24 protein-coding genes are annotated in these 17,490 nt (G+C 29.5%); 1 reads left to right on the forward strand and 23 read right to left on the reverse strand.

Going from position 1 to position 17,490, the window contains the following annotated elements; all coding sequences use genetic code 11:
• Positions 1-231: 231 nt before the first annotated feature.
• The 11 genes from bsdtw1_RS13705 to bsdtw1_RS13755 form a co-directional block, all read right to left on the reverse strand.
• Positions 232-750, reverse strand: coding sequence for a shikimate kinase (locus tag bsdtw1_RS13705; RefSeq protein WP_183278124.1), 519 nt, complete (start codon positions 748-750; stop codon positions 232-234).
• Positions 743-1,156: a hypothetical protein gene (locus bsdtw1_RS13710; RefSeq protein ID WP_183278125.1), complete on the reverse strand. Its 414-nt coding sequence runs from the start codon at positions 1,154-1,156 to the stop codon at positions 743-745. The genes bsdtw1_RS13705 and bsdtw1_RS13710 overlap by 8 nt, the downstream gene beginning before the upstream one ends.
• Complete coding sequence (locus bsdtw1_RS13715) at positions 1,153-1,593, reverse strand: hypothetical protein (RefSeq protein ID WP_183278126.1); 441 nt, start codon at positions 1,591-1,593, stop codon at positions 1,153-1,155. The genes bsdtw1_RS13710 and bsdtw1_RS13715 overlap by 4 nt, the downstream gene beginning before the upstream one ends.
• Positions 1,583-2,191: a hypothetical protein gene (locus bsdtw1_RS13720; RefSeq protein ID WP_183278127.1), complete on the reverse strand. Its 609-nt coding sequence runs from the start codon at positions 2,189-2,191 to the stop codon at positions 1,583-1,585. The genes bsdtw1_RS13715 and bsdtw1_RS13720 overlap by 11 nt, the downstream gene beginning before the upstream one ends.
• Positions 2,188-2,358: a hypothetical protein gene (locus bsdtw1_RS13725; RefSeq protein WP_183278128.1), complete on the reverse strand. Its 171-nt coding sequence runs from the start codon at positions 2,356-2,358 to the stop codon at positions 2,188-2,190. The genes bsdtw1_RS13720 and bsdtw1_RS13725 overlap by 4 nt, the downstream gene beginning before the upstream one ends.
• On the reverse strand, positions 2,337-2,804 hold the full coding sequence (locus bsdtw1_RS13730; protein WP_183278129.1) for a hypothetical protein: 468 nt from the start codon (positions 2,802-2,804) through the stop codon (positions 2,337-2,339). Before bsdtw1_RS13730 ends, bsdtw1_RS13725 begins: the two co-directional genes overlap by 22 nt.
• Positions 2,804-3,277 (reverse strand): hypothetical protein, encoded by a 474-nt coding sequence (locus bsdtw1_RS13735; RefSeq protein WP_183278130.1) that lies wholly within the window; start codon positions 3,275-3,277, stop codon positions 2,804-2,806. Before bsdtw1_RS13735 ends, bsdtw1_RS13730 begins: the two co-directional genes overlap by 1 nt.
• Positions 3,258-3,749 (reverse strand): prepilin-type N-terminal cleavage/methylation domain-containing protein, encoded by a 492-nt coding sequence (locus bsdtw1_RS13740; protein ID WP_183278131.1) that lies wholly within the window; start codon positions 3,747-3,749, stop codon positions 3,258-3,260. The genes bsdtw1_RS13735 and bsdtw1_RS13740 overlap by 20 nt, the downstream gene beginning before the upstream one ends.
• Positions 3,695-4,723, reverse strand: a complete 1,029-nt coding sequence (locus bsdtw1_RS13745) for a type II secretion system F family protein (RefSeq protein ID WP_183278132.1) — start codon at positions 4,721-4,723, stop codon at positions 3,695-3,697. The genes bsdtw1_RS13740 and bsdtw1_RS13745 overlap by 55 nt, the downstream gene beginning before the upstream one ends.
• Positions 4,720-6,123: a GspE/PulE family protein gene (locus bsdtw1_RS13750; protein WP_244638167.1), complete on the reverse strand. Its 1,404-nt coding sequence runs from the start codon at positions 6,121-6,123 to the stop codon at positions 4,720-4,722. The genes bsdtw1_RS13745 and bsdtw1_RS13750 overlap by 4 nt, the downstream gene beginning before the upstream one ends.
• A gap of 123 nt (positions 6,124-6,246) precedes the next feature.
• Positions 6,247-7,245, reverse strand: a complete 999-nt coding sequence (locus bsdtw1_RS13755; protein ID WP_183278133.1) for a hypothetical protein — start codon at positions 7,243-7,245, stop codon at positions 6,247-6,249.
• An 81-nt stretch (positions 7,246-7,326) separates the two neighbouring features.
• Here bsdtw1_RS13755 and bsdtw1_RS13760 point away from each other — a divergent pair, with 81 nt between their 5' ends.
• Complete coding sequence (locus tag bsdtw1_RS13760) at positions 7,327-9,042, forward strand: Rqc2 family fibronectin-binding protein (RefSeq protein WP_183278134.1); 1,716 nt, start codon at positions 7,327-7,329, stop codon at positions 9,040-9,042.
• A 97-nt stretch (positions 9,043-9,139) separates the two neighbouring features.
• Here the strand turns inward: bsdtw1_RS13760 and bsdtw1_RS13765 are convergent, their stop codons facing one another.
• The 12 genes from bsdtw1_RS13765 to bsdtw1_RS13820 all read right to left on the reverse strand — a co-directional run bounded on the left by bsdtw1_RS13765 (position 9,140) and on the right by bsdtw1_RS13820 (position 17,487).
• A complete protein-coding gene (locus bsdtw1_RS13765) occupies positions 9,140-10,255 on the reverse strand; it encodes a THUMP domain-containing class I SAM-dependent RNA methyltransferase (protein ID WP_183278135.1) in 1,116 nt (371 codons plus the stop codon).
• A 28-nt stretch (positions 10,256-10,283) separates the two neighbouring features.
• Complete coding sequence (pyrR, locus tag bsdtw1_RS13770) at positions 10,284-10,820, reverse strand: bifunctional pyr operon transcriptional regulator/uracil phosphoribosyltransferase PyrR (RefSeq protein WP_183278136.1); 537 nt, start codon at positions 10,818-10,820, stop codon at positions 10,284-10,286.
• A gap of 53 nt (positions 10,821-10,873) precedes the next feature.
• Positions 10,874-11,776 carry an RluA family pseudouridine synthase gene (locus tag bsdtw1_RS13775; protein WP_183278137.1) on the reverse strand — a complete coding sequence of 301 codons (903 nt, stop codon included), beginning with the start codon at positions 11,774-11,776 and terminating at the stop codon, positions 10,874-10,876.
• A gap of 32 nt (positions 11,777-11,808) precedes the next feature.
• The gene (locus bsdtw1_RS13780) at positions 11,809-12,420 is read right to left on the reverse strand and encodes a TraR/DksA C4-type zinc finger protein (protein WP_183278138.1); all 612 of its coding nucleotides are present in this window, start codon (positions 12,418-12,420) and stop codon (positions 11,809-11,811) included.
• A gap of 292 nt (positions 12,421-12,712) precedes the next feature.
• Positions 12,713-13,315 carry a DivIVA domain-containing protein gene (locus bsdtw1_RS13785; RefSeq protein ID WP_183278139.1) on the reverse strand — a complete coding sequence of 201 codons (603 nt, stop codon included), beginning with the start codon at positions 13,313-13,315 and terminating at the stop codon, positions 12,713-12,715.
• Between the two features lie 14 nt (positions 13,316-13,329).
• Complete coding sequence (locus bsdtw1_RS13790) at positions 13,330-14,094, reverse strand: YlmH family RNA-binding protein (RefSeq protein ID WP_183278140.1); 765 nt, start codon at positions 14,092-14,094, stop codon at positions 13,330-13,332.
• A 1-nt stretch (position 14,095) separates the two neighbouring features.
• Positions 14,096-14,380, reverse strand: a complete 285-nt coding sequence (locus bsdtw1_RS13795; protein WP_503826565.1) for a YggT family protein — start codon at positions 14,378-14,380, stop codon at positions 14,096-14,098.
• 90 nt (positions 14,381-14,470) lie between these two features.
• Positions 14,471-14,920 carry a cell division protein SepF gene (locus bsdtw1_RS13800; RefSeq protein ID WP_183278142.1) on the reverse strand — a complete coding sequence of 150 codons (450 nt, stop codon included), beginning with the start codon at positions 14,918-14,920 and terminating at the stop codon, positions 14,471-14,473.
• A gap of 15 nt (positions 14,921-14,935) precedes the next feature.
• The gene (locus bsdtw1_RS13805; protein ID WP_183278143.1) at positions 14,936-15,589 is read right to left on the reverse strand and encodes a YggS family pyridoxal phosphate-dependent enzyme; all 654 of its coding nucleotides are present in this window, start codon (positions 15,587-15,589) and stop codon (positions 14,936-14,938) included.
• A 79-nt stretch (positions 15,590-15,668) separates the two neighbouring features.
• Positions 15,669-16,409 (reverse strand): DUF881 domain-containing protein, encoded by a 741-nt coding sequence (locus bsdtw1_RS13810; RefSeq protein WP_183278144.1) that lies wholly within the window; start codon positions 16,407-16,409, stop codon positions 15,669-15,671.
• Positions 16,410-16,421: 12 nt separating this feature from the next.
• Positions 16,422-16,760 (reverse strand): small basic family protein, encoded by a 339-nt coding sequence (locus tag bsdtw1_RS13815; protein ID WP_128212825.1) that lies wholly within the window; start codon positions 16,758-16,760, stop codon positions 16,422-16,424.
• 13 nt (positions 16,761-16,773) lie between these two features.
• The gene (locus bsdtw1_RS13820; protein WP_183278145.1) at positions 16,774-17,487 is read right to left on the reverse strand and encodes a DUF881 domain-containing protein; all 714 of its coding nucleotides are present in this window, start codon (positions 17,485-17,487) and stop codon (positions 16,774-16,776) included.
• Positions 17,488-17,490 lie beyond the last annotated feature (3 nt).

A 17,490-nucleotide genomic window follows, 5' to 3' on the forward strand; every position in this document is an offset into this window, starting at 1 on the left:
TCTATTAATTCATTATATATTATAACCCGTTCAGGTAATTTAATACCAACAACTTTAAGCTGCGAATCCAAAAAAGAATTCTTCATGGGCTATTGAGCGTAGTGCATAATTTCTCTATAAAAAGTCAAATTTTCGTTTAATTTCTCTCTTAAAACACATCACAAATTAACCCTCACTCACACACAACAATGATATTTTATCAGAAGGTGAGATTAATTGCAATTATTTTAATTAAAAATGGGTATTTATACTATTTATGGACATTATGATTTTTTCACAGATTTCATCCGGTGTGTCATCATTGCATTCTATTATAATATCAGCTTTTTCGTAGATGGAGGATCTACTATTCAATAGGTTTTCTAAAGTCTTTATAGCGTCTGGATCCTTAAATAAAGGTCTATTTTTTCTATCAAGTCTATCACTTAAATTTTTTATAGTTGTTTTAAGATAAATTACTGTTCCATACTTTTTTAAAAGTTCCATATTATTTGATTTCACCGGCATTCCGCCACCAGTAGAGACTACACTATTTTCTAACTTAGCTATTATATCTAGTATGACACTTCTCTCCATTTGTCTGAAATGTTCTTCTCCATGGTCACTAAATATTTGCTCAATTGATTTAGAAGCATTAGCTATTATATATTGATCTGTATCAATATATTCAGCCTTTTTTCTTTCAGCTAAAACCTTTCCTACAGTGGTCTTTCCTGAGCAAGGCATTCCTACTAAAATTACATTATTCATTTACTTTCCCCCTATATTGCCCCAAAATATTGCATCTAAGTATATTATCCTTTTGTTGGATATCATACTTTATAATTATGATATCATTGTCTTGAAAAAAAGCAACTAAATTTGTCAATTTATTTATCTCAGTATTAACACTAAAACTAATCTCTTTATATCCATCTTTTTTTGTTATGCTATTAATACTTATCTCTTCTTTCTCTTTAAGTTTGCTTATAACATCATAGAGGGGTTCTTTAACTTTATCCTCATTACTTAAATGATCATTTTGTATACTTTTAGACTCTAACTTATTATTTAATTCATAGTCGTACTGTTTCCGCCCTAAGTTGTAAAATGTTTGAATTAAAATCAAACATAAGAAAGTAACTATAACTAGTATCCTAATAATAACTTTCCTCATGTTATCCTCACTACAAATCTGAAGTCTTTTTCATTTTGTCTATCTACATTTACTAGTTCAAACCTGTTTTCAGTAAAATACTTTATATATGAATCGAGCATATTGTAATTACCTATAAAAGTTATTGTATTATCTCCATAACTAAAATCTTTTATATTCATGCTTGACACTAGTTTAGATATTTTTTCTATAACTGAAAAATCCACTTGTTTTTTATTTTTACTCTCATCTACAACCGCTTTAGATTCTACTTGCAACTTTTCTTTTTCTTTAATTTGTTGTTTTAAATCTAAGTATTTACTGTATGAAAGTGGAATTAAACATAAATTGAATATAATCATATATACTATTATCCTATTTAACTGACTAAGAATTTTTTTATTCTTTAGTTCAATCACTCTTTCCGGCCAAAATTCTTTGTATATCCTATGGTACATTTATAGCCTCTCTTTCTAAATATTCTACATTATACTTAGTAGCATCATAAATAAAGCTATTCTTGCGCTTTCCTACAACATATATATTTTTTTGAATAGGTACATGATTGTAATTTAAAACCTCTTCTAAGTTAATAACATTACCGTCTTGTTTATACAATTTATTATGTTTTATACTGCCATCCTCTACATCAATGAAATATGTAGTTTTATCAAAACTATACATAATACTAAAGCTTCTACTTTTAACAACTTTTTTCACTGCATTAACCACTAAGTACTGTATAGGATAAATATTCTTTATCTTGAAACTTGAACAAAGTATTTCTATTTTTTCATTTGCATTTATACCGTAAATAGTCAATATTTTTCTATTTTTATGAGTTTCTATCTCATGATGAAACAAAAACTTTGAAGTATCAAACATGGTCTTTATTTCTCCATTCAGGAATCTCTTTAAATCTTTTCCACTTGAGAACTCAAATTTTCTAATGAATAATTCTTTTTCCGTAATCATAATACTAGCAGATCTTTTTTTATCAAACTTGTCGCTAAAGGTCTCTCTGTATGAATCAATAATTATGAAATTACTTTTCATTGAAATTCACTCATTTCATTTAAAGTGGCCTGTTCCTCTAGGTTAGTTAGGCTGCAGCTTCTGAACGTTCTTAAAAGCGCCAAGGAACTTATAGATAATGCAATGGATAGAATTATAAGCACCTCTAAAGATACATATCCTTTTCTTATTTTTTTAGTGCTAAACATTTATTTATCTCCTCTTCTCCAACTTTGATATCTAGATACAATAGATTATTTTTTTTATAAAAACTTAAGATTTTTATTCCGCTTAATAATGTCTTACTTTCCTTTAATACAGTAATTTTATTTGCTCCATTAACTATATACCCCACTCTTAAAAATCTTAATTCTCCTGAAGATAATGTAAAAATTCTATCTTCATGATCTGAGGTATCTAATGAGATAGTGAATTTACTATTCTCCACAGCATATTTTTTAGATCCAGGTTCATTCATCTGATTATCTAAATAGTTAACTAGATTAATCATATTATCATATGATATTTCATCTTTCTTTCCTTTGTTAAAATCCTTTAGGGATATAATCAAAATATTAAAAGTGATTGCAACAATAATCATTGCTACTGAGATATATAATAAAAGTTCTACTAGTAGATAACCTTTTTTCTTCATTAATTTTTAACCTTTCTCAGTGAATATGTCTTGTTTAAATTGATACCATTTAAAGAACTATTAACTTCTAAACTAATATTTATATGCTTTTCATCTAAATCATCGGAAAACTTTAAACTAATATAATTACTTGAACATTCACTACACAACAAAAAAAGCTCCTTTGCTTTCAGATTATCTAATGTTAAGTCCTCTATTTTAAACTTATATACTCCTAAGGGATCTATAGTTTTTATCTTTAACTGGTCGTAGGTGTAGTTATATTTCAATTCTTTTATCACATAATCTAAAGCTTGATTATTCTTAGACTTCTGCTTATTTAAACTATAATTTTTTTCACTGACTTCTAATGTAAAGAAAATCGCTACTGAGATTGATAGTAATATGGCAGTTCCAACTACAGCATCAATAAATATACTTCCTCTTCTTTTAATTATTTTCAACTTCTTTTCATCATTCTTTAACCTTAACATATAAATTATCAACTGATATGCTCATTGCTATGTTTCCACCTGTTGGACATTGTATTGTAATAGTTCCTGATGTATAAATTTTTCCATTATTGTTTATCAACATTAAATTATCCACAGTACCTGTATTAAAACTTATTGCATATCCCTTTCTTAAATTTATTTGTTTTTTTACATCATCGCCTATTTTAAACACAACCTGATCTCTATTGAAAATCACTTTTCCATCAAGCTTCATATTTTTGCATGAATACGTAGAAAAGGTTATTAAACTATGAACTTCTTTTTTTAAATCATCCTTGTAATTATCTTCATATATTTTAGAAAGGTTTTTGTAAGAAACCCAAAATACTGATATAAAAACAAGTAAAACTGAAATATAAATCATAAGTTCTATTAAAGTAACCCCTTTAGTCTCTCTTAAATGTTCATACTTGAATAAATAGGCACCATCATTATTAATATTAGAAAACATACTAATACTCCTATCACTAAAATTAATATTGGTTGTATAAACGAAGTTAGTGTTTCTATATTTTTTTGCAGATTGCTTACTAACATAGATTTTAGTTTTTCCAAAGCATAATCTAATTTGCCTGATTCTTCACCTATAGTTATCATGTTTAAGCTTAGTTCAGAAAATGTGCCAATATTATAAAAAGCAGCACTTAAATTCATACCATTATTTATCGATATTTTTATATCATTAAAGCAATATTTAACTTTACTGTTATTAAATATATCAATTAATATCTCAAGTCCAAGAACTAATGGAAGTCCACATTTAGTTATCAAAAGCAGAGCTTCTATCTCTAAAACTTCTTTAAAATTTCTCATAAGTTTATTTTTACTTACTATGCTGAAAAACAATTTATTTTTTGATATAAGATTAAATAATAAGATCAGTACGCAACTCCAACAAACAAAAGATAAAAAAACAAGAAGATTATTTTCTCTTATAAAATTGCATATAGAAAGAATGTTTTTCGTGTACCAAGGAACACTACCTCCAGATCCTTGCACAAATTCTCCAACTGCAGTGGAAATGACTTGTACATAGAATATAAGCATAGTTATCAAAGTAAACACTAAAATAATTGGATATATAGAAACGTTAATAACCTTCTTCTTAACATCTCTTCTAATAGTATAATAACTGCTCAATTCCTCCAGCACAGTGGAAAGATTTCCGCTAGCTTCTCCTATATGTATCATTTGTATGTATAGTTCTGGGAAGTATTCAGTATATTCTTGGAATGCATCTGCTAAAGAACATCCTCCATGAATCTTTTCAACTATTTTATTTAAGATAAATTTATATTTCTTATCACTTACCGAACTTGAAAGAATCTTAAAAGCATTAAAAATAGATATTCCTGACCCTAAAAGCATAGAAAGATCTGAACTTATTCTAATAATACAATCATATTTAACTTTATTTCTTGTCAAAAAGCTTCTCCCTCCACAAATTCTAGGTAATCCACAAAAGAGATTACTCCATTTTCAAGAAGTAATTTGCATTGTTTTTTTAATTCTTTTTGAGTATCTATATTTTTCTGACTCTTAATGAATAAATTAATTTTGTCTCTATTATTTCTATCAACAAGCAAAATCTCACTTATTAAGACTCTTCCTGAATACCCTGTTTCATTGCATTTTTTACATCCATTTGGTTTGTACAACTTAATTTCATTTTGTATTTCGCCATGTCTTTTTTCATACTCACCTGACATATACTCTACTTTGCAATCACATAATCTTCTAACTAATCTCTGAGATATAACTCCTTTGATAGCATCAAGAAGTAAATATTCTTCCGTCCCCATATCTTTAAGTCTTGAGAAGACCTCTATCGCCGAGTTAGTATGTATTGTAGAATATACTTTATGTCCAGTTATAGATGCTCTTAATGCTATCTTTGCAGTTTCCTCATCCCTAATCTCGCCTACCATAATGACATCTGGATCCTGTCTCAAAATGCTCCGTAAGCCACTTGAAAAGGTGATTCCAGCTTTTTCGTTTACATTTATTTGACTTATACCATCTATGAATATTTCAACTGGATCCTCAATTGTTGTAATATTTATATCATTTCTATTAATGCTCTTTAAAATCGAGTAAAGAGTTGTTGATTTTCCACTTCCAGTAGGACCGCATATCAATACCAATCCATGTTTAAGCTCAATTAGTTTACTTATCGCCTCTATCTGTTTTTCATTATAACTAAGATTATGAATATCAAAGGGAAATATTTGATTATAAAGTATTCTTAAAACAAGTTTCTCCCCGTAAACAGTGGGAATTGAGGAAACCCTAATATCATACTTTTTATTTTTACGAGAGAATAGTATTTTCCCATCCTGAGGCTTTCTCTTTTCAGTAATATCCATATTGGCTAAAAGCTTCATTCTAGTAAGCAGTGAATTATATATTACTTTATCTGTCTTTCTAAATATAATAAGCTTTCCATCCACTCTTACACGAATTATAGCTTGGTTTTCCATAGGCTCGATATGAATATCACTTGCCCCCTTATCAATGGAGTAGGATATATACTCCTGCATAATATCTGCTACTATAACATCTTTATTTAATTTATTATCTTTATTGCTAATAGCTAAATAAAACTTGTTGATAAATTGGTTAAACTGTTCTTGTGAAACCTCGCAGTAATTTATATTCTTTTCAAATACAAAACTTAAATATTCACTACCCTCAACAGAATTAGTTACACATAACGCATATACCGACTCTTTATCTTCTTTATAAGGTAGTACCTTCATAGCCAAAGCTGCATTTTTAGGTACCTTTTTAAGAGTATCTATATCAATTTCTTTTACATCGACCATATAATCCCTCCCTAGCAGTATTATGTCCACACCTTTGTAACTTTAAACAACATAATAGTTACAATTACACAAAATGGTAGCAAAATAAAAAACATGTACTTAAATTTAACTTTAAATACATGTTTAAAATAAAATATCATATTGACCTTGATTATCAACTAATATGTCAATAGCCTTTTCCTTTATATTGTAACGTACTACTAATTCATTCTTATCTTCATCATGTCCTACTAGAATTATTATATTTCCTAAACCCAGTATCTTCTTATCTTCAACAACTCCACTTGGGAAATCATATATTAATCTTACGGAATTGCCTTTATTTAAAGGTATTCTATATAAACTATATACATTATCCTTTACTAATCCTGTAAAATACAATTCTTTTCCATTATAATAAATATCGCCAATTTTTTGTATTTTATCAGACACCAACTTTTCTTTAAACTCATTTGGGTCTAACATGTAGGTTTTTCTTTTATCATCATTATTTACAATGTATACAAAAACACCATTGTCTTCAACGAACTTTTCAATTATACCTTTTATGATTAGACTCTTATTAATCTTTTTAGTATCTGAATTATACTCAAATATTCCTCCTTTGTTTTCTCCATCAATCCCATAAAATATTACACTGTCTTTATCCTTCCAAAAATACATATCACCAGAAATTATTAAGTTTTCTAGTTCTGAAGAAATATTCTTTTGTACTGAATAAAGATAGTAACTTACTGAGCCATCCTCTTTTTCTACACTATAAAGTATTTTTTCACCATCTGGACTAACTTGACATCTTTTTATCTGCTCTTTAATGTTTAATTTTAATTTATTTCCATCCTTACTTAAATAGTATACTTTACTATCTATATCTTGATATAGCAATATCTGTTTATCTGAATTAATATATAGTACATTTCCTGATATCAAAGGCTCTGATTTCCTTATACTTTCATCATTTATGCTATAATAAGTATAGTTATCTCCATTGGAGTACATTATCAAATGCTGCGACCACTGAACATTGCTTTTTTCATCATTGACCTGTTCCGGTTTTTCATCATTGCAGCCAAATAAAATTACACACATAATTACCATTAAGGCAACTATAATTTTTTTCATTTTTATCACCAGCTCATTTTATTGATATAAAATGGTGAAAAATGTTATACTATTTTTAGTTAAGTATGAAAGGAAGATATTATGGCTTTAGACGGAGTATTTTTATCAACCCTAATAAAGAGTTTAAAAGAAAACTTATTAAATTGCAAAATAGATAAAGTCAATCAGCCTGAAAAGGATGAGGTTATTCTAACAATTAGAGGCTCAAATCGCTTAAAACTACTTATTTCAGCAAGTGCCAATAATCCAAGAATACAATTTACAAAGATCTCAAAGGAGAATCCAAATCAACCTCCTATGTTTTGTATGGTCCTAAGAAAATACCTGCTAGGAAGCAAAATCTTAGATATATACCAATACAAAGGGGATAGAATAGTTGTAATTGATTTCGAATCCACTGACGAACTGGGTTTTGACAGTGTCTATACCTTGATGGTTGAAATAATGGGAAGACACAGTAATATAACCCTCATAAGAAAAAGAGATAATAAAGTCATGGAATCAATTAAACATATAACTCCTGATATAAACAGTTATAGAGTTCTTTATCCTGGAGTTCAATATGTACTTCCCCCAGACAGTAATAAGATAAATCCTTTTTCCTTTGAAAAAATTGATTTAGAAAATTATCTATCAGAAAACAAAATTGAATTTAATGAAAATTTCTTTTCTAAGCTCTTAACTGGTGTTAGTAAAATTTTATCAAAAGAATTATATAATATGTTTACAAAAAAGTATATATTTGATATTAATAATTTATACCAATTTGTAAAAGAATTTTTCGAATCACTTGATGATAATAAAAACTTTATCTCTTACATTGATAAAGAAACTAAGACATTAAAAGATTTCTATTGTTTGAAGTTAGACTTATATGATAATTATGAAATGGTTTCTTATGATGATCCTTCAACTCTTTTAGAGAGTTTTTATCACGCTAAGGATAAACAAGATAGACTTCATTCAAAATCACAGGATCTTCAAAAGCTTATCACCACCAATATAGATAGATGTGAAAAGAAGAAGAGAATCCTTGAGGAAAACTTAAAAGAATGTTCCGAAAAAAATGACTATAAGATTAAAGGCGATATATTATCAGCATATATTTATAGTATTTCTAAAGGATTTGATAAAGTTACACTATCCAATTTCTATAGCGAAGACGGCGAAGATATCACAATAGCCTTAGATGCAAATAAGACACCTTCAGAAAATATTCAATATTATTATAAAAGATATAACAAAATGAAAAAATCAGAGGAATCTGCTGTACTTCAATTAGAAAAAAATGAAGATGAGTTGAAATACTTAAATTCTGTGCTTACAAATCTTCTAAATGCTGAAAATTACACTGAAATTGAAGATATAAAATCAGAACTTATAACTGAAGGCTATATAAAATTTAAGAAATCCAGCGGAAAGGCGCCAAAACCTTCTAAGCCTATACACTTTGTTTCTTCAGAAGGTGTTGACATATATGTTGGCAAAAACAATATACAAAACGACTACTTAACTTTAAAATTTGCGGACAAAAATGACACTTGGCTCCATACAAAGGTTATTCCTGGATCACATGTAATTATAAAAGGAAGAGATTTTACTGATATAACTCTTCTTGAAGCGGCTAACCTAGCTGCATATTATAGCAAAGGAAAAGATTCAACAAAAATTCCTATTGATTATACTATCGTAAAAAATGTAAAGAAACCTTCTGGTGCAAAACCAGGAATGGTAATATATTATACGAACAAAACATTATATATAACCCCAGAAGAACCAAAAATAAAAAGAGTGTAATCACACTCTTTTTATTTTGGATATTATGAAAAATTTAGGTGTCCCTACTCCGACACTTTAATGAGCTTTGCTAAGAATTAATTATCCGTAGAAACTATTACTTAGCCAGGTATTGATAGTAATAACACTTTATCTTACCATTATAAAGCTTTCTGTTCTTTGAAGACTTTTCACCAAAGATGTCTTCAAAGCCTTCGAAGGATGTAAGCACGTTCATATCCCAAGTTGGAAGGTTGTCATGCTGCTCTCCTAACTTCTTATAAAGTGCTTTAACTTCATTTATTTCACCAATTCTTTGACCATATGGTGGATTAGTTATAATGAAGCCATACTTCTTTTTTGAAGAAAACTCATAAAAATCTAACTTTTGAAAATCTATGTACTTATCTACCCTTGCCTTCTGAGCATTTTCTCTTGCTTTTCTAAGAACTGGCCCATTTATATCGTAACCTATAAGTTTCATATCAAAATTCTTAATTGAACTTAAGGCACCTTCTCTAACTTGATCGAAGATTTGTTGATCCATTGTAGGCCAATTTTCACATTCAAATTTTCTGTATAGTCCTGGGGCTTGATTTGCTCCTATCATAGCAGCCTCAATCAATATAGTACCTGAACCACAGAATGGATCAATTAACAAATTTTCATTTGTCCATCTTGAAATAAGTACTAAGCTTGCCGCCAAAGTCTCTTTAAGAGGAGCCTCCCCTGCATTTTCTCTGTACCCTCTTTTATGCAAACCAGGTCCTGTTGTATCAATAGTTAAAGTAACAATGTCTTTTAAAAGAGCAACCTCTATCTTATACACTGGACCATCTTCTGGAAACCATTCAGTATTATACTTACTTTGCATACTTTTAACTACTGCTTTCTTTACAATAGACTGACAATCAGGTACACTAAACAATGTAGATTTTATTGACTTACCTACAACATGCATCTTACCGTTTGCAGGAATTATACTTCCCCAATCAACTGAAAGGGTTCCTTGAAAAAGTTCTTCAAAAGTTGTTGCTTTAAATTCAGCCATTTTTATTAATATTCTATCTGCTGTTCTAAGCCAAGTATTTGTTATTGCGATATCCATTTCGTCGCCTGAAAAAGTAACTTTACCATTCTCGATAGTCAAATCTTCATATCCAAGCTTTTTCAGTTCTTTTGCCGTAATAGATTCTATTCCAAAAGTACTGGTGGCTATTAAATCATAATCCATTTAAAAACTCCTATTCTTATCCCTAAGTTTATCTTTCATATATCTTGACGGAATCAGTCCCATCAATTTCTAGTATCTCTACTCCTATATTTTCCAGCTTTGATGTTGGCACATTTTTTCCTACAAAATCTGCTCTTATAGGAAGCTCTTTATGCCCCCTATCTATTAGAACTGCTAATTGTATATTTTCAGGTCTTCCTGAATCCATAATTGCTTCTATGGCAGCTCTTACAGTTCTGCATGTATAAAGCACATCATCAACAATAATAACTTTTTTATTTCTTACTGTAACCCCAATGTCAGATTCCTTAACTGTTGGTTTGTCCCCTATATCAGTTAAATCATCTCTATATAGAGTAATATCTACACTTCCAACGGGAACTTTTATTCCTTCGAATTTTTCAATAAGCGCAGATATTCTCTTAGCTAAAGGATACCCTCTTCTTTTTATACCTATAAGGACAATATCATCAACACCTTTGTTTTTTTCAATTATTTCGTGAGCTATTCTCACTAAACTTCTTCTTATAGCTTCTTCATCTAAAAGTATTGCCTTTAGATTCATATTATACTCTCCTCCAAATTAATTACTTCTTTATTATTAACCTTTAACATCTACTAAAGTTTATTTAAAATCTCCAAAAAATATGGTGGTAGTTCAGACGTAAACTCCATATAGGTATTTTTAGTTGGGTGTATAAAGCCAAGTGTCTTTGCATGGAGCATTTGCCCTTCTAGCTTAAATTTCTGTTTTTTAAATCCGTATACTGGGTCTCCTACCAAAGGATGTCCTAAATAAGCCATATGTACTCTTATCTGATGTGTTCTACCTGTTTCCAAGCTACATTTAACCAATGTGTTGCTCTTAAATCTCTCTATGACTTCATAATGTGTAACTGCTCTTCTTCCGCCTTCAACTATAGCCATTTTTATTCTGTCCTGTGGATGCCTAGCTATAGGTTTATCAACAATGCCATTATCATTTTTAAATACGCCTTCTGTAAGTGCATAATATTCTCTTTTTATTGAGTGAACTTTAAATTGCTCTGTTAATTTGCTATGGGCAAAATCATTTTTTGCTACTACCAAAATCCCTGATGTATCTTTGTCAATTCTATGTACTATTCCAGGTCTTATCACTCCATTTATACCGGATAAATCCTTACAATGATATAAAAGAGCATTTACTAGTGTTCCATTATAATTACCAGGGGCAGGATGAACAACCATCCCTTGCTTTTTATTAATAACAACTACATCATCATCTTCGTATATAATATCTATATCTAAATTTTCTGGTTCTACACTCAATATTTCTGGCTCAGGTATATTTAAAATAATAACATCATTTTCTTTTAATTTGTAGTTACTTTTTATTATTTTATTATTAACAAGTACTGCTTCATTATCAATCAGGTTCTGAATATGAGATCTAGATCTATCTGTTATCTTTTCTGATAAAAACTTATCTATCCTTATATCTTTTTCTTCCGAACTTATTTCAAAAATCAACTCATCCATAGTATATAAAAAATTTCCCCCATCCTTTATCTTTAATCCGGTAATTGGTTCTTATACTGTTCGTTACTTACCTTTTCTACTGGCTCCACATACATATCATCATCATCATATACGTCAAATCTATTTTGCAATCTATTAAAGTTATCAACAGCCTGAAAAGAATCTTCAGCATCAAACCCAACCTTTTCATATTCATTATAATCATTATAACCATAACCAAAAGGATTTCCTATAACATCTTCTTCGATTGGTCTTCTGTTACTCCTATACTCTTTTATTGAACCTATAACAGTTTGACACTTAATACAATATTGCGCATATGGAAGAAAGTCAAGTCTTTCCTTACTTATTTCTACACCACATCTTTTACATACACCATATTTTCCTTGATCTAATGATTGCAAACTTTCATCAATCTTACTAAGTATCTCACGTTCATTACCTTTTAATGCCTTACCTCTTTCAAAATCGAAAGTTTCAGTAGCCAAATCTGATGGGTGATTATCATAAAAAGAAAGTTCCGAAGCCATTTCTGCATGAGAATCTACGGCTTCATTTTCTTTTAGTTCTTTTATTAAGCTTAGAACCCTCTCTTTTTCCTTATTTAATTTAATACGATATCTATCATAATCCTTTCTATCCATATTATCGCTTCCTTTCAAAAGAATTGGTTTTCAAAAGTGATTTATATATTATTATTCTTTCAAAAGATAGACTTTTTATAACAAAGTTATAAATATAATATGATTAACAAAAGATAATATAAGTTTAATTTCAATAATATTTTTCAACATAGGCTGAAATAAAAATAAACCACCTCACTCATTTAATATAAGCAAACTTTGAAGTTCTCCTTCAATACAAGTTTGAAATATTAATTAATGAAGTGGTTATTCATAGAAAATAATCAATGGATTCTTAAAATCAGAAGTAAAACTATCTGTTAGCGAAAAAACTCTTTATTTCTTCCATATCATCTTTTTCTACTTGTTCGTTTTTATAATTACTTATTGCATTTTCCTCTATGCCATTATGTATATCTTTTTCACTTATTTCTTCAATTGGATGAGATATGTTAAAATTTTTGATAAAGCTCTTTTCAAGGTCATCAAAAGTTTCTAGCTGAGTCTTCATGAAATTTCTAAATTGAGCACGGAACTTTACAAATTCTTGCTTTACTCTATCATATTCATCATTAATCTGAATTACATCATTATGCGCCTTATCAAGAATCTTTTGAGCAGTCTCATTGGCACTATTTACAACCAATTCAGCTTCTTTTTGAGCATTCAATTTTGCTTGTTCAGCTGTATTTTGAGCTAATAATAAAGTATTTTGTATAGTATTTTCTATTTTTGCATAATGCTCAACTTTTTCTCCTACTGAAGCTAGCTTTTCTTTTAATAGTGAATTTTCTTTGTATAAATCTTCGTAATCTTCAACTACTTTTTCTAAGAATTCATCTACTTCATCAGAACTATATCCTCTTAGGCCTCTTTTAAATTCTTTGTTGTTTATTTCCATGGGAGTCAGTTTCATGCGAATCACCTCTGCTATTTATATTTTTTTACCATTAGTTTTAAATTATCACTTTTCGTTTTACCGACAATATCTTCAATTATAAATTTACCTATTCCTCTTATTGTTATTGTACTTTTCAACTTTACTTCTGTACTCTTATTCCTATTTTCCTTGTAGTCTAAAAGTACACTCCCATTAGAAATCAAATCCATTGCATCATTTCTTGATTTTCTGCTTATTGACGCAACTATGGCATCTAATCTCATAGAAGCGACTTGTATATTTACTTCTTCGAAATCAACTTTAGGTACAATTTCTAAATCCTTAATAGTTTTTATGTTTATGCTATGTCTTCCTATCTTTGTAAGATTGGAGATAATATATTCATACACATCTTTATGTACAGAAACAAAACAACTGAAATCTTTTACTCTTAAATCGCCAATTTTTTCACGCTTTATTCCTAGAGATAGGATCGCTCCCAAAAAATCTCTATGTCCTAAAGTTCCAAACTTACCGTTATAGTTTATTTGAAGAATTTCATAAGGCCAATCAATATCAAAAGAATTAACTGCTATCATTCTGCGTTCACTATCTTCAAAGCCACCTTCAACAAGAACACTTACCCCTATTCCTTTAAAATATTCTTGTAATCTATTCCATACAATAGGGGCGTAAAACTCATTAGTTACAATAGGAATATCTCTCTCAATGGAAGTTGTTAGCTTATTATATAAATTACTATACTCACCTACGTCGTCTAATCCTAGTATTGAAATGAATTCTTTTTTATTCATACTATACTATTGCAAAAACTATAGTTTGGATAATAGATAGCGCAACTATAGCCAGTATTGGTGAAAAATCCAAAGGAGAATTAGGTGCTATTTTCCTTTGTAATTTTTGAAAAGGCGACAATATTGGGTCAGTAATTATTCTCACATAATAAGTTAATTTATTTTCTTTCCCCATGAAAACAAGAGAAAGTATAACATCCACAAAAATCATAAATTGTATAAAGTCAAATAACAATGTTAAAATTTCTTCTATTAAAGATATATAAATCTCCTCCGATTCATAGATGTACTACTTCATAATTGATTTTATATATTCAAATTTTCTCTTAATGAATAAGATAGTTTTGAATTTTTTTAAGAATTGAACAGCACACCTTTACTTTGACCAATTAAATAGTCCTTTTGTTGAAAGTTCACTCTTAAGTTCACTAGTAACTTCTACATTAGATGGTGATAGTATATATACGCCTCTCTCAACTTCTTGCAATTCACCAGAAAGTGCAAAGCAAGCACCGCTTATAAAATCTAAAAGTCGTTGAGCTATTTTATTTTCTAAGTTACTTGTATTTACAACTACAATCTTTCTACTCTTAAGTGCATCGCAAATTTCAGTTGCATCCTCATAAGCAGATGGTTTTGTTATCATAACTTTAGCTGATGCAGCAGAATGAATATTTACAACCTTATTATTTTTCTTACCTGATAATACTGGTTCAAGGGTTTCATCTGCAGCTAATTCTTCTTCTTCATCAAATTCATCGTACTCTTCATCGTATTCCTCAAAGCCTAAAATCTCTTTCATCTTATTAAACATTTTTGCAGCCATAGTTAATCCTCCTATTTATATTCTCTTACCAAAAATTCCCTCACCTATCCTAACAAGAGTGGCTCCTTCTTCTATTGCAGTTTCATAGTCGTGAGTCATTCCCATAGATAGTATTTCCATAGTTACATTTTGGTATTTCTGTTTCTTAATATTTTCAAAAATATTTTTTGTTCTTTTAAAATAATATCGGTTACTTTCTTCATTACCTTTAGGAATAATAACCATTATTCCTTTAATTTTTACATAATTACATCTTTCTACCTCATTCAAGACCTCATTTAGCTGTTCTTCGTAAAAACCATACTTGGTATCTTCCTTGCCGATATTAATTTGAATAAGTGTATTTATCTGCATTTGGTTTTTAGAGCATTGTTTTTCAAGCTCCTTAAGAAGTTTTGTGCTGTCTAAAGAATGAATAAGAAAAGCTTTATCAATTATATACTTTATCTTATTGGTCTGCAGATGTCCTATGAAGTGCCATCTTACGTCCTTATGAAAAAGTTCAAATTTTTCTATTAGTTCTTGAACCTTATTCTCACCAAAGTCTCTAATCCCTGCCGTGTAAGCTTCCTCCAGAAACTCGATAGGCTTAGTCTTGGAAACAGCAACTAAAGTCACATCTTCCGGCATAGATTCTTTTATCTGCTCTATATTCTTTTTTATACTCAAAATAATCATGCCTCCACTTCTTTAAAATATATATTCTTCATAAACTTAAAAAATCCTTCAAAATATTTAAATCTTACACCTATTTTGTTTTAGGTGTAAGATCATTAAAGTTCGCATCCCCTAAATAAGGATCTATATTTATATTATCTTTCTTCTCTATAGATATTTCAACTCCCCTATTCATTAGGGATCTTATAAATCCATCATCTCTTTTTAGTATACTGTCAAGTGTGTCTGGATCTCCGATAGCATACACATCAAAAGAAGGTCCTGGTATCTGAACTCCATTAATATCTAAAAAAGCCCACTTACACAAAATTGCCGTATTAGGAAGAACTCTCTGTCCCCCGATAGATATTGCCTCAGCACCAGCAACTCTTAATTCATTTACAACTCTTATCATATCATCATCGTGTATAGTTCGAAGTAGTATAAGCTGAGAATTTTCATATTCATATCCTTCTGTTGTATCAATTGTACCATCCCTTAAGGTTATCTTTACGCCCTTACCTTTTACTCCACTAAAACCTACTTCCATCTTATTACTATTTGATTCATCATTAATGTCCTGAGTTATTTTCTCACTCTTAGTGTCGTCATATTTATATTTATTCATCTTTTCTATCATTTTAGAATTAGAATCTCTAAGGTTAGAAACCTCTCCATATAACTTATTTTTTTGATTATATGCATCTTGATACTGTTTGGCACTCATTTGAAAACTTCTCGTAGTTCCCTTTAAATTTATATTAAGAGCGATAAGAATTCCTATTATAATTGAAGCTATAAAAACAAATATCGATGCTTCGTTATTTCTCATATATACACCCCTCTATCGGGATCTTGCTTTCTCAATCAAAAGCCTTCTCACTATAGCAAAATTATCAAAGATTCTTCCACCAAAAACTATTACTGCCGCTATATAAATAGGAATTCCAAGTTTATCTCCTAAATAAGCTAAAGCTACTGCAAGTGCGGCATTTCCAAAAAAGCCTGAAATAAAAATATCCGCTTGAAAATTCTTTGATAAACTAGCTCTAATAGCTCCAAAAACCGAATCTAAACAAGCTAGTATAGCAACTGACATATATGGCGAAAATTTTTCAGGTATATCCACTTTCCAAACTATTCCAACTATAATTCCAATCAAAAGTCCTATGAATGCTATCATTTAATAATCACTCCTACTGTACAGGTTTAATAAAATCATTATGAATAACTTGAGATGATTTAGGTATAACTACCTCATTGCTTTTCTCTATTTTTCTTTCATAATTAGATAGAACACCGTAATCTAAAGCGCCTTGAAAAGTTAATCCTGCGTCTAGCTTTGCTTTATCACCTATGGCTTTTATGACTATTTTATCGCTTGGTGATATTCTTTCATTTGAGCCAATCCAAATAAAATTACTTGCATTTTTTATACCTGTCTGAGAGGTAACTCTTTTCTCGTTTATAGATATTGCTTCTGCACCGGAAAAGTTTAAGATATTAACAATATGAATAAGTTCATTTTCAGATATATAGTCTGCGTTATTGCTAGAAAAAATAGAGGACTTTGGTGTAAGATAAAAAATCACACCTTGACCCTTTACATCAACAGTACCTAGTATCATTCTGGTTTTATCAAGCTGTTGCTTTACTTCTGTATTTACATCACCTTTTTTAGCTGCTGATTCTTCTATCTTCTTTAAATCTTCAGTCAAAGAGTTATTCTGCTTTACAAGTTCATCTTTTTCTTTCTTAAGAGCATCTATTTCAGCTGTAATATCTGTTTTATCCACATTATCTTTAACAGCACTTTCTTTGTTATTTATCAATTTAAATTGATATGCCAATAAAAACCCTAATAATGCACATACAATAGCAACAACTATCTGCGAAGTTACCTTTTTCATTGC

This window comes from Clostridium fungisolvens (assembly GCF_014193895.1).
In the GTDB taxonomy this organism is placed as follows: Bacteria; Bacillota; Clostridia; order Clostridiales; family Clostridiaceae; genus Clostridium_AR; species Clostridium_AR fungisolvens.

Excerpts from the sequence above, each read along its gene's own strand:
- bsdtw1_RS13705 (WP_183278124.1), bottom strand. The coding sequence starts at position 750 with ATGAATAATGTAATTTTAGTAGGAATGCCTTGCTCAGGAAAGACCACT.
- bsdtw1_RS13710 (WP_183278125.1), bottom strand. The coding sequence starts at position 1,156 with ATGAGGAAAGTTATTATTAGGATACTAGTTATAGTTACTTTCTTATGT.
- bsdtw1_RS13715 (WP_183278126.1), bottom strand. The coding sequence starts at position 1,593 with ATGTACCATAGGATATACAAAGAATTTTGGCCGGAAAGAGTGATTGAA.
- bsdtw1_RS13720 (WP_183278127.1), bottom strand. The coding sequence starts at position 2,191 with ATGAAAAGTAATTTCATAATTATTGATTCATACAGAGAGACCTTTAGC.
- bsdtw1_RS13725 (WP_183278128.1), bottom strand. The coding sequence starts at position 2,358 with ATGTTTAGCACTAAAAAAATAAGAAAAGGATATGTATCTTTAGAGGTG.
- bsdtw1_RS13730 (WP_183278129.1), bottom strand. The coding sequence starts at position 2,804 with ATGAAGAAAAAAGGTTATCTACTAGTAGAACTTTTATTATATATCTCA.
- bsdtw1_RS13735 (WP_183278130.1), bottom strand. The coding sequence starts at position 3,277 with ATGTTAAGGTTAAAGAATGATGAAAAGAAGTTGAAAATAATTAAAAGA.
- bsdtw1_RS13740 (WP_183278131.1), bottom strand. The coding sequence starts at position 3,749 with ATGTTTTCTAATATTAATAATGATGGTGCCTATTTATTCAAGTATGAA.
- bsdtw1_RS13750 (WP_244638167.1), bottom strand. The coding sequence starts at position 6,123 with ATGGTCGATGTAAAAGAAATTGATATAGATACTCTTAAAAAGGTACCT.
- bsdtw1_RS13755 (WP_183278133.1), bottom strand. The coding sequence starts at position 7,245 with ATGAAAAAAATTATAGTTGCCTTAATGGTAATTATGTGTGTAATTTTA.
- bsdtw1_RS13760 (WP_183278134.1), top strand. The coding sequence starts at position 7,327 with ATGGCTTTAGACGGAGTATTTTTATCAACCCTAATAAAGAGTTTAAAA.
- bsdtw1_RS13765 (WP_183278135.1), bottom strand. The coding sequence starts at position 10,255 with ATGGATTATGATTTAATAGCCACCAGTACTTTTGGAATAGAATCTATT.
- pyrR (WP_183278136.1), bottom strand. The coding sequence starts at position 10,820 with ATGAATCTAAAGGCAATACTTTTAGATGAAGAAGCTATAAGAAGAAGT.
- bsdtw1_RS13775 (WP_183278137.1), bottom strand. The coding sequence starts at position 11,776 with ATGGATGAGTTGATTTTTGAAATAAGTTCGGAAGAAAAAGATATAAGG.
- bsdtw1_RS13780 (WP_183278138.1), bottom strand. The coding sequence starts at position 12,420 with ATGGATAGAAAGGATTATGATAGATATCGTATTAAATTAAATAAGGAA.
- bsdtw1_RS13785 (WP_183278139.1), bottom strand. The coding sequence starts at position 13,315 with ATGAAACTGACTCCCATGGAAATAAACAACAAAGAATTTAAAAGAGGC.
- bsdtw1_RS13790 (WP_183278140.1), bottom strand. The coding sequence starts at position 14,094 with ATGAATAAAAAAGAATTCATTTCAATACTAGGATTAGACGACGTAGGT.
- bsdtw1_RS13800 (WP_183278142.1), bottom strand. The coding sequence starts at position 14,920 with ATGGCTGCAAAAATGTTTAATAAGATGAAAGAGATTTTAGGCTTTGAG.
- bsdtw1_RS13810 (WP_183278144.1), bottom strand. The coding sequence starts at position 16,409 with ATGAGAAATAACGAAGCATCGATATTTGTTTTTATAGCTTCAATTATA.
- bsdtw1_RS13815 (WP_128212825.1), bottom strand. The coding sequence starts at position 16,760 with ATGATAGCATTCATAGGACTTTTGATTGGAATTATAGTTGGAATAGTT.
- bsdtw1_RS13820 (WP_183278145.1), bottom strand. The coding sequence starts at position 17,487 with ATGAAAAAGGTAACTTCGCAGATAGTTGTTGCTATTGTATGTGCATTA.